This is a genomic window from Streptomyces sp. NPDC059564 (genome assembly GCF_042735575.1).
Taxonomy (GTDB): Bacteria; Actinomycetota; Actinomycetes; order Streptomycetales; family Streptomycetaceae; genus Streptomyces.
The window spans coordinates 1-12241 of the sequence record NZ_JBHWBP010000001.1 but is presented as its reverse complement, the minus strand read 5'-3'; the positions used below and the strand labels follow the sequence as shown (position 1 = coordinate 12241).

10 protein-coding genes and 2 tRNA genes are annotated in these 12241 nt (G+C 70.9%); 9 read left to right on the top strand and 3 right to left on the bottom strand.

Translation table 11 applies throughout. The features are described from left to right. Positions 1 to 62: 62 nt before the first annotated feature. The 6 genes from gyrB to ACFV0Q_RS00035 all read left to right on the top strand — a co-directional run bounded on the left by gyrB (position 63) and on the right by ACFV0Q_RS00035 (position 7337). A complete protein-coding gene (gyrB, locus tag ACFV0Q_RS00060; RefSeq protein ID WP_384997916.1) occupies positions 63 to 2123 on the top strand; it encodes a DNA topoisomerase (ATP-hydrolyzing) subunit B in 2061 nt (686 codons plus the stop codon). A gap of 41 nt (positions 2124 to 2164) precedes the next feature. Beyond that, complete coding sequence (gene gyrA / locus ACFV0Q_RS00055; protein ID WP_384997913.1) at positions 2165 to 4777, top strand: DNA gyrase subunit A; 2613 nt, start codon at positions 2165 to 2167, stop codon at positions 4775 to 4777. 2 nt (positions 4778 to 4779) lie between these two features. Continuing rightward, entirely contained in the window at positions 4780 to 5427 is a 648-nt protein-coding gene (locus tag ACFV0Q_RS00050) for a DUF3566 domain-containing protein (RefSeq protein WP_384997910.1), read from the top strand. A gap of 83 nt (positions 5428 to 5510) precedes the next feature. Then, positions 5511 to 5584, top strand: a tRNA-Ile gene (locus tag ACFV0Q_RS00045). A gap of 145 nt (positions 5585 to 5729) precedes the next feature. Then, the gene (locus ACFV0Q_RS00040; protein WP_208809277.1) at positions 5730 to 5864 is read left to right on the top strand and encodes a DLW-39 family protein; all 135 of its coding nucleotides are present in this window, start codon (positions 5730 to 5732) and stop codon (positions 5862 to 5864) included. 135 nt (positions 5865 to 5999) lie between these two features. Next, entirely contained in the window at positions 6000 to 7337 is a 1338-nt protein-coding gene (locus ACFV0Q_RS00035; protein WP_384997908.1) for a hypothetical protein, read from the top strand. Here the strand turns inward: ACFV0Q_RS00035 and ACFV0Q_RS00030 are convergent. Beyond that, complete coding sequence (locus ACFV0Q_RS00030; protein ID WP_384997905.1) at positions 7334 to 8551, bottom strand: serine/threonine-protein kinase; 1218 nt, start codon at positions 8549 to 8551, stop codon at positions 7334 to 7336. The genes ACFV0Q_RS00035 and ACFV0Q_RS00030 overlap by 4 nt on opposite strands. Positions 8552 to 8582: 31 nt before the next feature. After that, a complete protein-coding gene (locus tag ACFV0Q_RS00025) occupies positions 8583 to 9131 on the bottom strand; it encodes a DNA-binding protein (RefSeq protein ID WP_266575684.1) in 549 nt (182 codons plus the stop codon). 161 nt (positions 9132 to 9292) lie between these two features. Here ACFV0Q_RS00025 and ACFV0Q_RS00020 point away from each other — a divergent pair. Further along, positions 9293 to 9365 (top strand) — tRNA-Ala (locus tag ACFV0Q_RS00020). Between the two features lie 60 nt (positions 9366 to 9425). Here the strand turns inward: ACFV0Q_RS00020 and ACFV0Q_RS00015 are convergent. After that, the gene (locus ACFV0Q_RS00015; protein ID WP_384997901.1) at positions 9426 to 10898 is read right to left on the bottom strand and encodes an MFS transporter; all 1473 of its coding nucleotides are present in this window, start codon (positions 10896 to 10898) and stop codon (positions 9426 to 9428) included. A gap of 115 nt (positions 10899 to 11013) precedes the next feature. Between ACFV0Q_RS00015 and ACFV0Q_RS00010 the strand changes: the two genes are divergently transcribed. Continuing rightward, entirely contained in the window at positions 11014 to 11493 is a 480-nt protein-coding gene (locus ACFV0Q_RS00010; RefSeq protein WP_384997898.1) for a MarR family winged helix-turn-helix transcriptional regulator, read from the top strand. A 113-nt stretch (positions 11494 to 11606) separates the two neighbouring features. Further along, complete coding sequence (locus ACFV0Q_RS00005) at positions 11607 to 12185, top strand: LysM peptidoglycan-binding domain-containing protein (protein ID WP_384997895.1); 579 nt, start codon at positions 11607 to 11609, stop codon at positions 12183 to 12185. Positions 12186 to 12241 lie beyond the last annotated feature (56 nt).

The window sequence follows — 12241 nt, the reverse complement described above, 5'->3', positions numbered from 1 at the left end:
CTGACAACGCAGATCGACGCAGCCGCTCCTGCTTGCATGCCTGCTGGCCCGGAGTACGGCCTGTGCTGTGCCAGAAAGGGCGCTTCGTGGCCGATTCCGGCAACCCCAACGACAACCAGTCCACAGCCGGCGAGAACGGCGGGGTAACCGCCTCGTACGACGCCAGCGCGATCCAGGTCCTCGAGGGCCTGGACGCGGTCCGCAAGCGGCCAGGCATGTACATCGGCTCGACCGGTGAGCGCGGGCTGCACCACCTCGTGTACGAGGTGGTGGACAACTCGGTCGACGAGGCCCTGGCCGGGCACGCGGACACCATCGACGTGACCATCCTCGCCGACGGCGGTGTGCGGGTCATCGACAACGGCCGTGGCATCCCGGTCGGCATCGTGCCGTCCGAGGGGAAGCCGGCGGTCGAGGTCGTCCTGACGGTCCTGCACGCGGGCGGCAAGTTCGGCGGCGGCGGCTACGCCGTCTCCGGCGGTCTGCACGGTGTGGGCGTGTCCGTCGTGAACGCCCTGTCGACCAAGGTCGCGGTCGAGGTCAAGACCGACGGCTACCGCTGGACCCAGGACTACAAGCTCGGTGTCCCGACGGCGGCCCTCGCCAAGAACGAGGAGACCGACGAGCACGGCACGTCCGTGACGTTCTGGGCCGACGGCGACATCTTCGAGACGACCGAGTACTCCTTCGAGACGCTGTCGCGGCGCTTCCAGGAGATGGCCTTCCTCAACAAGGGCCTGACCCTGACGCTGACCGACGAGCGCGAGTCGGCGAAGGCGACCGTCGGCGCCGACGACCCCGAGGCGGACACGGCCGAGCCCACCGCGCGCACGGTGAAGTACTACTACGAGGGCGGCATCGTCGACTTCGTGAAGTACCTCAACTCGCGCAAGGGCGAGCTGATCCACCCGACCGTCATCGACGTCGAGGCCGAGGACAAGGAGCGCATGCTCTCGGTCGAGATCGCGATGCAGTGGAACTCGCAGTACACGGAGGGGGTCTACTCCTTCGCGAACACGATCCACACGCACGAGGGCGGTACGCACGAGGAGGGCTTCCGGGCCGCGCTGACGGGTCTGGTGAACCGTTACGCGCGCGACAAGAAGCTGCTCCGCGAGAAGGACGACAACCTCGCCGGCGAGGACATCCGCGAGGGTCTGACGGCGATCATCTCGGTCAAGCTGGGCGAGCCCCAGTTCGAGGGCCAGACGAAGACCAAGCTGGGCAACACGGAGGCCAAGACCTTCGTGCAGAAGGTCGTCCACGAGCACCTGAACGACTGGTTCGACCGCAACCCGGTCGAGGCCGCGGACATCATCCGCAAGTCGATCCAGGCGGCCACGGCGCGCGTCGCGGCCCGCAAGGCCCGCGACCTGACGCGCCGCAAGGGCCTGCTGGAGAGCGCCTCGCTGCCGGGCAAGCTGTCCGACTGCCAGTCGAACGACCCGACCAAGTGCGAGATCTTCATCGTCGAGGGTGACTCCGCCGGCGGCTCGGCGAAGTCCGGCCGCAACCCGATGTACCAGGCCATCCTGCCCATCCGCGGCAAGATCCTGAACGTCGAGAAGGCGCGCATCGACAAGATCCTCCAGAACACCGAGGTCCAGGCGCTGATCAGCGCCTTCGGCACCGGTGTGCACGAGGACTTCGACATCGCCAAGCTCCGCTATCACAAGATCATCTTGATGGCGGACGCCGACGTCGACGGCCAGCACATCAACACCCTGCTGCTGACCTTCCTCTTCCGCTTCATGCGCCCGCTGGTCGAGGCCGGGCACGTCTACCTGTCGCGCCCGCCGCTCTACAAGATCAAGTGGGGCCGCGACGACTTCGAGTACGCGTACTCGGACCGCGAGCGCGACGCCCTGGTCGAGCTGGGCAAGCAGAACGGCAAGCGGATCAGGGAAGACTCGATCCAGCGCTTCAAGGGTCTGGGCGAGATGAACGCCGAGGAACTGCGCGTCACCACCATGGACGTGGACCACCGCGTGCTCGGCCAGGTCACCCTGGACGACGCGGCGCAGGCCGACGACCTGTTCTCCGTGCTCATGGGCGAGGACGTCGAAGCACGGCGCTCCTTCATCCAGCGCAACGCCAAGGACGTTCGGTTCCTCGACATCTGAGTCGGCCTCCGCTGACCGCCTGAAAGGACTTCTGACCAGCAATGGCCGACGAAACCACCCCCACCGCCGAGAATCCCGCGGAGGAGCAGCCCGTGCTGCGCATCGAGCCCGTCGGGCTCGAGACGGAGATGCAGCGCTCCTACCTCGACTACGCGATGTCCGTCATCGTCTCGCGCGCGCTGCCCGACGTACGGGACGGCCTCAAGCCCGTCCACCGCCGCGTGCTGTACGCGATGTACGACGGCGGCTACCGGCCCGAGAAGGGCTTCTACAAGTGCGCCCGCGTCGTCGGTGACGTCATGGGTACGTACCACCCGCACGGCGACAGCTCCATCTACGACGCCCTGGTCCGCCTGGCCCAGCCGTGGTCGATGCGCATGCCGCTGGTGGACAGCAACGGCAACTTCGGCTCCCCGGGCAACGACCCGGCCGCCGCGATGCGCTACACCGAGTGCAAGCTCATGCCGCTGGCCATGGAGATGCTCCGGGACATCGACGAGGAGACCGTCGACTTCACGGACAACTACGACGGCCGCAACCAGGAGCCCACGGTCCTGCCGGCGCGCTTCCCGAACCTGCTGGTCAACGGCAGCGCCGGTATCGCCGTCGGTATGGCCACCAACATCCCGCCGCACAACCTGCGCGAGGTCGCGGCCGGCGCCCAGTGGGCGCTGGAGCACCCGGAGGCCTCGCACGAGGAGCTGCTCGACGCGCTCCTGGAGCGGATCAAGGGCCCCGACTTCCCCTCGGGCGCCCTGGTCGTGGGCCGCAAGGGCATCGAGGAGGCGTACCGGACCGGACGCGGCTCCATCACGATGCGCGCGGTCGTGGAGGTCGAGGAGATCCAGAACCGCCAGTGCCTGGTGGTCACGGAGCTCCCGTACCAGACCAACCCGGACAACCTCGCGCAGAAGATCGCCGACCTGGTGAAGGACGGCAAGATCGGCGGCATCGCCGACGTCCGCGACGAGACCTCGTCCCGGACCGGCCAGCGCCTGGTGATCGTGCTCAAGCGCGACGCCGTCGCCAAGGTCGTGCTGAACAACCTCTACAAGCACACCGACCTCCAGACGAACTTCGGCGCGAACATGCTGGCGCTGGTGGACGGCGTGCCGCGCACGCTGTCGATCGACGCGTTCATCCGCCACTGGGTGCAGCACCAGATCGAGGTCATCGTCCGGCGCACGCGCTTCCGCCTGCGCAAGGCGGAGGAGCGCGCCCACATCCTGCGCGGCCTGCTCAAGGCGCTGGACGCGATCGACGAGGTCATCGCCCTCATCCGGCGCAGCAACACGGTCGAGATCGCGCGCGAGGGCCTGATGGGCCTGCTGGAGATCGACGAGATCCAGGCGAACGCGATCCTGGAGATGCAGCTGCGCCGTCTGGCGGCCCTGGAGCGGCAGAAGATCGTCGCCGAGCACGACGAGCTCCAGGCCAAGATCAACGAGTACAACGCGATCCTGGCCTCGCCGGAGAAGCAGCGCTCGATCGTCAGCGAGGAACTGGCGGCGATCGTCGAGAAGTTCGGCGACGACCGGCGTTCCAAGCTGGTGCCCTTCGACGGCGACATGTCCATGGAGGACCTGATCGCCGAAGAGGACATCGTCGTCACCATCACGCACGGCGGCTACGTCAAGCGCACCAAGACCGAGGACTACCGCTCGCAGAAGCGCGGCGGCAAGGGCGTGCGCGGCACGAAGCTGAAGCAGGACGACCTGGTCGACCACTTCTTCGTCTCCACCACGCACCACTGGCTGCTGTTCTTCACGAACAAGGGCCGCGTCTACCGGTCCAAGGCGTACGAGCTCCCGGACGCCGGCCGCGACGCCCGCGGGCAGCACGTGGCGAACCTGCTGGCCTTCCAGCCGGACGAGAAGATCGCCCAGATCCTCGCGATCCGCGACTACGACGCGGCGCCGTACCTGATCCTGGCCACCAAGGGCGGCCTCGTGAAGAAGACGGCGCTCAAGGACTACGACTCGCCCCGTTCGGGTGGTGTCATCGCCATCAACCTCCGGGAGACCGAGGACGGCAGCGATGACGAGCTGATCGGCGCCGAGCTGGTGTCCGCCGAGGACGACCTGCTGCTCATCAGCAAGAAGGCGCAGTCGATCCGCTTCACGGCGACCGACGACGCGCTGCGCCCGATGGGCCGTGCCACTTCCGGTGTGAAGGGCATGAGTTTCCGCGAGGGCGACGAGCTGCTCTCGATGAGCGTCGTGCGGCCCGGTACCTTCGTCTTCACCGCGACCGACGGCGGCTACGCCAAGCGGACGGCCGTGGACGAGTACCGCGTCCAGGGCCGTGGCGGCCTGGGCATCAAGGCAGCGAAGATCGTCGAGGACCGCGGGTCGCTCGTCGGCGCGCTGGTGGTCGACGAAACGGACGAGATTCTCGCCATCACGCTCGGCGGTGGTGTGATCCGTACGCGAGTCAACGAAGTCAGGGAGACGGGCCGTGACACCATGGGCGTCCAGCTGATCAACCTGGGCAAGCGCGATGCCGTGGTCGGCATCGCTCGTAACGCCGAGGCCGGTCAGGAAGCTGACGAGGTCGACGATATCGAGACAGAGATCGAGGCCGGGGCAGCCGACGGACAGGCCGCTGAGGCCGCTGAAGGCATCGAGCCTTCGGCTGGGGAGCACGAGGAGTAAGCGTGAGTGGAGCCACGGGCGCCGGACCGGCCAAGACTGGAGAGGACGGTGCCCGTGGCCCCGCCGCGGACTCCACCGGTGGACAGGGGGGAACCGTGACGGACACCCGGGGGCCGCAGCCGGAAGCACAGCCGGCCGCGAAGTCCAAGCCGAAGGCGAAGGCCGCCGGCGCGGGTCAGGAGCGGGGCGGGCAGCCGTACCAGCCTCCGCAGGCCTACGCGGCCCCCACCGGCCCCGGCGCGCAGCGGGGGGCCCGCCCGGGCACCCGTACGGCGCCCAGGACGCGCAAGGCGCGGCTGCGGGTGGCCAAGGCCGACCCGTGGTCGGTGATGAAGGTCAGCTTCCTGCTGTCGATCGCGCTGGGCGTGTGCACGGTCATCGCGTCGGTGGTGCTGTGGATGGTCATGGACGCCATGGGCATCTTCTCGACCGTCGGCGGCACCATCAGCGAGGCGACCGGCTCCAACGAGAGCAACGGGTTCGACCTCCAGTCGTTCCTGTCGCTGCCGCGCGTGCTGATCTTCACCTCGGTGATCGCGGTGATCGACGTGGTGCTGATGACGGCCCTGGCGACGCTGGGCGCGTTCATCTACAACCTGTCGGCGGGCTTCGTGGGCGGCGTCGAGCTCACGCTCGCCGAAGACGAATGACCTGCGCGGACGCCCTCTAGAAGGCGATTTTGGCTCGACCGCGTCTGTGCGCTAATCTTCAGGAGTCAGCGCGCAGCGCGGATGGGGCTATAGCTCAGTTGGTTAGAGCGCATCCCTGATAAGGATGAGGCCACAGGTTCAAATCCTGTTAGCCCCACAGTGTCGAAGACCCCCAGGCCCAAGGCCTGGGGGTCTTTGTCGTTGGGCCAGTTGAGGGGCTCCCAGGTAACCGATCGGTATCGGTCGGTGTGTATTGTTGGCCGCCAGAAGTCCCCAACGTCAACGAAAGACGAGGTCGCGCGGTGAAGAAGCTGCTCCTGGTCGCACTGGCCGCCATCGGCGGGCTCCTCGTGTACCGCCAGATCCAGGCGGACCGCGCCGAGCAGGACCTGTGGACGGAGGCTACTGACTCCGTGCCCTCTGGTTCCGGTGTGTGAGACCCGCTTGATTCCATGAAGCCCCGGCTGCCGCTGCTGCCGGGGCTTTGTGCTGTTCTGTGGCAGAAAGTTCTGTTCTGCAAAGATTTTGCTTGCGTTGGCAAAACTCGGGTCGCGTGGCGTGGGGTGGGTGTGATGGCGCGGGGACGTCAGGGACGTGGCGGGGGCGGGGCCGTGCGCCTCGGGCTGGCCTTCGGGCTGGTGGCGGGACTCGCCGCCGTCTGGCTGCCGGGGGCCGCGTACGCGCAGGCCGGGCCCTCGGCGTCGCCGGTACCGGGCTACCGGGCGGCGGAGGGTGCCCGCCGGGTGGAGGGGAAGCCCTCGACGGCGGACGCCCCGCTGCTGGACGCCGGCGTGGTCTACGAGGACACCGTCGCCCCGGGTGAGCGCGTCTACCGGCTCGGCCTGGACGACGCCTCCACCGTGTACGTCTCCGCCGTGCTGCGCCCGCCCGCCGGGAGCAAGGTCGGGTACTCCGACGGGGTCGAGGTCGAGATCATGACCAACGCCGGCCGGGCCTGCCCGTACAACCCGGGCCGCAACACCTTCGGCTACGACCCGGTCCCGCTCGCGGCGGTGGGGCAGCGGCGGCTGGAGGAGGACTCCGAGTGCCAGAGCGCGGGGACGTACTACGCGAAGGTGACCCGGACGGCATCGAAGGACTCCGCCCAGGCGGGCTGGCCGGTGGAGCTCCTGGTGCAGCGCGAACCGGCCCCGGCCGGCGGCAGCGCGCCGGTCTCCCCGCCGCCCGCCCTGCCCTCCGCCTCGCCCGCCCTGCCCGGCACGGACCCGGTCGCCCGTACGGGAGGCACCGGCTTCAACGACGCGCGGGCCGTGGGCTCCGGGGTGTGGCGCGACGACCTGCGGCCCGGGCAGACGCGGTTCTACCGGGTCCCGGTGGACTGGGGGCAGCGGCTGGGGATCGGCGCCGAGATCGCGAAGGCCCGTATGACCCGGCAGTACGGCTCCGCCTCCGACGGGCTGACCGTCTCGCTGTACACCCCGTACCGCGGGCTCGTGGAGTCCAAGGACACCTCGTACGACGGGCAACAGGCCGCCGTGACCCTGCCGGTGACCGCGCCGGTGGCGTACGCGAACCGTTTCTCCGACCAGACCGGCGTACGGTCCCTGCGCGTGGCCGGCTGGTACTACCTGGCCGTCACCCTGGGCGGGAAGGTCGGGGAGTTCACCGAGGACGCCTCGCCGGTGCCGCTGACGCTACGGGTGGACGTGGGCGGGACCCCGGCCGCGGAGCCCGCGTACCGGGAGGGCCTGGCGGCCGCCGGGTTCGGGGTCGGAGCCGCCGAGCGGGCCGCCGCGAAGGAGGGGCTCACCGTCCCCGAGGCCGTCGCGCGGGAGGACTCCCGCTCCGTGATGCGGACCGTGGCGGGCGCCGGCTTCGGGGCGGGGGCGCTGCTGCTGCTCGGGCTCGGGGGCTGGATGCTGCTGGCCCGGCGCACCGCCACCGGCTAGATCCGGGTCAGCGCCCAGACGGCGGTGGCGAAGCAGAGCAGCGCCGCCGTGAGGATCCCGGCGGTGACCTTGGCGGGGGGCGGCGGGACGCGGCGGCCGGGGCGGGGCGGGGCCTCCGGGACCGGGGTCGTCGGCGCCGTCGGGGTTGCCGGGGTTGCCGGCGGCGCCAGGTGGAAGCCGTCCGTCGGCTCGGGGCCGTACCCGGGCGGCGGCGGCCCGAACGCACCGGCGGCGCCGGAGGGCCGGGAGGGCTGCGACGGCTGCGACGGCTGCTGGGTCGGCGAGGGGGACGGGGCCGGCGGGTGCGTCGGCTCCGGCGCCGCGGCGGGGGTGCCCAGCGGGCCCTCGGGGCCGAAACCGGCGGGGAGCGGCCCGAGTTGGTCGAACACCTCCACCGGATCCTCGTCCGGCGCGGGCGGCGGTAGCAACTGGGCCGCCTCGGCAAGGGCCTTGCGCGCCCCTGTGGCGGTCCGGAAACGGCTCCGGGGGTCCGGGTGCAGGAGGTTCGCGATCACGCCCCACAAGGGCGCGGGGACCCCCTCCGGAGCCTCGGGGACCCCCTGGGCGGGGAACTGCCGGGCCAGGGCGGCCGCGTCGGGCTTCCGGCCCCGCAGCAGGTACAGCGCGACGAGCCCCACGGCGTAGAGGTCGGCGGGGAAGTCGGGCTCGGCGCCCCTCAGTTGCTCGGGTGCGAAGTACCCCGGAGTGCCGACGACCAGATCGGTCTCGGTCAGCCGGGGCTCGCCCTTGCGCATCGAGATCCCGAAGTCGGACAGCCGCAGGTGCGGCCGCCCGGTTCCGGTGGCCTCCATCAGGATGTTGGCCGGTTTGATGTCGCGGTGGACGACACCCTCCGCGTGCACCGCCGCCAGCCCCGACAGGAGCTGGTCGAGCAGCGCGCACACGAAACGGGGCGGCAGGGCCCCGTAGTCCCCGATCACATGGGCGAGGGAGCCGCCGGCGACCAGGTCCATGGTGAACAGGACCTTGTCGTCGTCCGCCGCCCAGCTGGCCGGGGCCAGCACGTGCGGGTGGTCGATGCGCAGGGCCTGCTCGCGCACGAAGCGCAGCAGGGCATGGGCATCGCTCTGCAGGAGCACCTTCGCGGCGACGTACCCGCGGCGGCGGTGGTCCCACGCCCGCCAGACGGCGCCCGCCCCGCCCCGTCCGATCGGGTCGATCAGTTCGTACCGGCCGGCGAAGACCTCACCCATCGCTGCGCCGTCCCCCGTTCACGCGTGTGTGTCAGTTCTGGTGGGCCTCGTAGTGGGCCACCGCCTCGGCGGTGCGGCCCGCGCCGTACACCCTGAGGAACTCTGCCAGTTCCGGGTGGCTGGGTGCGAGGGAGTCCGCCGCGTCGATGATGTCCCCGGCCGCGGAGACCGACCGCAGCAGCGACTGGATCTCGCGGACGACCCGCTTGACGGTGGGCGCGCCGGAACTCGGCGTGGTCTGGCCGCTGTTGCTGAGGACGGAGCCTCCCTGGGTGTTCTTGATCTCGTCCATCCGGTCGGTGGCCTCGGCCGCGCTGACGCTTCCGTCCGCGACCTGCCCGGCGAGGTCCTGGAGGGCCTGGACCCGCTGGACGACGGCCGGGTTACCGATCTTGGCGCGCTGCCCGCTCATCAGCTGGGACAGCATCGGCGCCGACAGCCCGAGGACGGCAGCGAGGCGGGCCTGGTTGAGGCCGAGGTCATCTATGAGCCGCCGGAACAGAGCGCCGAGCGGCTCCCCGTACCAACTGCGCTGGAGTTCCCTGGCTCTGGCCGTGGCCTCTTGCTGTACTGCGTCCACTCTGACTACTCCCCTTCGCTGGTGCGAACCTCGCGAGCATCTTACGGAGCGTGGTCGCGGGGCGGGAGTCCCTATCATTTTGCGGGATGAGGGGGTACACCGGGTACGCTGTCCTGCGGAACGCCCGCTCCCTCACGGGGGACGGTCGCGTCCAGTTGTTCGGGGCCTTAGCTCAGTTGGTAGAGCGCTGCCTTTGCAAGGCAGATGTCAGGAGTTCGAATCTCCTAGGCTCCACATTCAAAGACCCCCTGACCAGCGGAAACGCCGGTCGGGGGGTCTTTTGCGTTACGGGTCTCAGTGGGTGCGGGGGCGGCGGAGGAGGGTGGCCGCCAGGGCGGTGGCCGTCAGGAGGAGGGCGGCGCCGACGGTGAAGGCGAGGTGGTAGCCGCCGGTGAGGGACTCGGCCGGGGTGCTGCCCGCCGCCGTCAGGGACTCGGTGCGGGACGCGGCCAGGGTGGACAGGACGGCCACGCCGAGGGCCATGCCGATCTGCTGGGTGGTGTTGAACAGGCCCGAGGCCAGACCGGCGTCCCGCTCGTCCGCGCCGGACATGCCCAGGGTGGTGAGCGCCGGCAGGGCCAGGCCGAAGCCGGCGGCCAGCAGCATCACGGGCAGCAGGTCGGTGACGTAGTCGGCGTGCACCGGCAGCCGGGTCAGCAGGCCGAGGCCGGCGGTCAACAGCCCGAGCCCCGCGAGGAGTACGGCGCGCTCGCCGAAGCGGGCGTTCAGGCGGGCCGAGACGCCGAGGGAGACGGCTCCGATGGACAGCGCGGCGGGCAGCATCGCGAGGCCGGTCGCGGCGGCTCCGTAGCCCTGGACCCGCTGGAGGTAGAGGGCGACCAGGACCTGGAAGGAGAACAGCGCGGCCACCATCAGCATCTGGACCAGGTTCGCGCCGGCCACGGTGCGGGAGCGCAGGATCCGCAGCGGCATCAGCGGAGTGCGGGCCTTGGTCTGGCGGACGGCGAAGGCGGCGAGGAGGGCGAGGGAGAGCGCGCCCAGGCCGAGGGTGTGCGCGGAGGTCCAGCCGAACTCCTCGACGCGGACGACGGCGTAGATGCCCAGCATCAGCCCAGCGGTGACCAGGACCGCGCCCGTCACGTCGGCTCCGGCGCGCAGTCCGAGCCCCCGGTCGGCGGGCAGGGCGGGGAGGGCGGCGAGCAGGGCGGCCAGACCGATGGGCAGGTTGATGAAGAAGATCCAGTGCCAGTCCAGGGCATCGGTGAGGATCCCGCCCAGGACCTGGCCGAGGGAGGCTCCGGCCGCGCCGGTGAAGGAGAAGACGGCGATGGCCCGGGCGCGTTCGCGGGGTTCCTTGAAGAGGGTGACCAGGATTCCGAGGCTGACGGCGGAGGCCATCGCGCTGCCCACGCCCTGGAGGAACCGGGCGGCTATCAGCAGGGCGGGGGAGCTCGCGAGGCCGGCCAGCAGGGAGGCGGCCGTGAAGACGGCGGTGCCCGCGAGGAACATCCGCTTGCGGCCGATCAGGTCGCCGAGGCGGCCGGCGAGCAGCAGCAGGCTGCCGAAGGCGATCAGGTAGGCGTTCACCACCCAGCTGAGGCCGACGGGGGAGAAGCCCAGGTCGCTCTGGATGGCGGGCATGGCCACGGTGACGATGCTGCCGTCGAGGACCGTCATCAGCATGCCGGTGGACAGCACGGCGAGGGCGGTCCAGCGCGAGCGGAGCCGGGGGGCGGGGGCCGCGGCGGGTGCGGGGGGTGCGGGGGGTGCCGGGGTGGCGGCGGGGGCGTGGGTGGAGGCGGACATCGGTATCTCCGGTCGCGATGAGGCGGGAGGTCGTCGTATCCGGCGACTGGTGCGACCGTAGCAGATGGTTTTGTTGCAGACTATATTTCTCGGACCTAGTTGTTAGGCTGGGGTCATGACCGCCATGGCGACCGCACGCACCGAGCCCGACCTGTCCTTCCTCCTGGACCACACCAGCCACGTCCTGCGCACCCGCATGGCCGCGGCCCTCGGCGAGATCGGGCTGACGGCCCGGATGCACTGCGTTCTCGTGCACGCGCTCGAGGAGGAGCGGACCCAGATCCAGCTCGCCGAGATCGGCGACATGGACAAGACGACGATGGTCGTGACCGTCGACGCCCTGGAGAAGGCGGGCCTGGCCGAACGGCGGCCCTCCAGCACCGACCGCAGGGCCCGGATCATCGCCGTCACCGAAAAGGGCGCCCGGGTCGCCGCCGAGAGCACCCGGATCGTGGACGGGGTGCACGCCGACGCCCTCGGCTCGCTCTCCGGGACCGACCGCGACGCCCTCCTGCGGGCGCTGAGACTGCTCGCGGCGGACGCCCTCGCGGTGCCTTCCGAGAGCGCCCGACCGGCCCGCCGCGCCCGCCAGTAGCCGCGGCGGGGTCCCCCGGACGGCCCTGTCGCGGGGCCGGGCGGGCCCGGGTGTCCGACAGTGGGTGGAGGCACCGAGCCCGGGGGGCAACACCACGCCGGAGGCGTACGCACATGGGACTCTTCGACTTCCTGAAGTCCGACAAGAAGAAGGAACACGAGGCCGCCGAGAAGGTGAAGGAGCAGGTGGAGCAGCAGGCCGCGGCGGGGACGTCGCCCGGGTCGGCGCCCGCCGGGCCGAACGCGCCCTCCGAGATGGGCGGCAAGTACACCGACGCCGCCGCTGCCACCAGGGCGGCCGCCGAGCGCATGGCCGCGGCCGCACCGCCCAAGCCCTCGCACGCTCCCGCGTCGCCCAGCCCGGCGTCGGCCGCGCACAAGGCCGTACCCGTGCCGCCCAAGCCGCCGGCGGCCCCGGCGCACCGGCCGACGCCGCCCGCGCCCTCGGCGCACGCTCCCGCGTCGCCCAGCCCGACGTCGGCCGCGCACAAGGCCGTACCGGCGCGGCCCAAGGCACCCGTCGCGAAGAAGCGCACGTACACGGTCAAGCCGGGGGACTCGCTGTCCGCGATCGCCCGCCACGAGCTGGGCAACGAGGGCCGCTGGCGCGAGCTCTACGCCATGAACCGGGCGGTCGTCGGGTCCAACCCCGACCTGATCCACCCGGGGATGGTGCTCACGCTTCCCAACTAGGCCCGGTCGAGCGCGGTACGCGGAAGGGGCCCGGATCCAGGTGGTGGATCCGGGGC

Coding starts and splice junctions, on each gene's coding strand:
- ACFV0Q_RS00030 (WP_384997905.1), bottom strand. CDS start 8,551: ATGGGTGAGGTCTTCGCCGGCCGGTACGAACTGATCGACCCGATCGGA.
- ACFV0Q_RS00005 (WP_384997895.1), top strand. CDS start 11,607: ATGGGACTCTTCGACTTCCTGAAGTCCGACAAGAAGAAGGAACACGAG.
- ACFV0Q_RS00010 (WP_384997898.1), top strand. CDS start 11,014: ATGACCGCCATGGCGACCGCACGCACCGAGCCCGACCTGTCCTTCCTC.
- ACFV0Q_RS00035 (WP_384997908.1), top strand. CDS start 6,000: ATGGCGCGGGGACGTCAGGGACGTGGCGGGGGCGGGGCCGTGCGCCTC.
- gyrA (WP_384997913.1), top strand. CDS start 2,165: ATGGCCGACGAAACCACCCCCACCGCCGAGAATCCCGCGGAGGAGCAG.
- ACFV0Q_RS00015 (WP_384997901.1), bottom strand. CDS start 10,898: ATGTCCGCCTCCACCCACGCCCCCGCCGCCACCCCGGCACCCCCCGCA.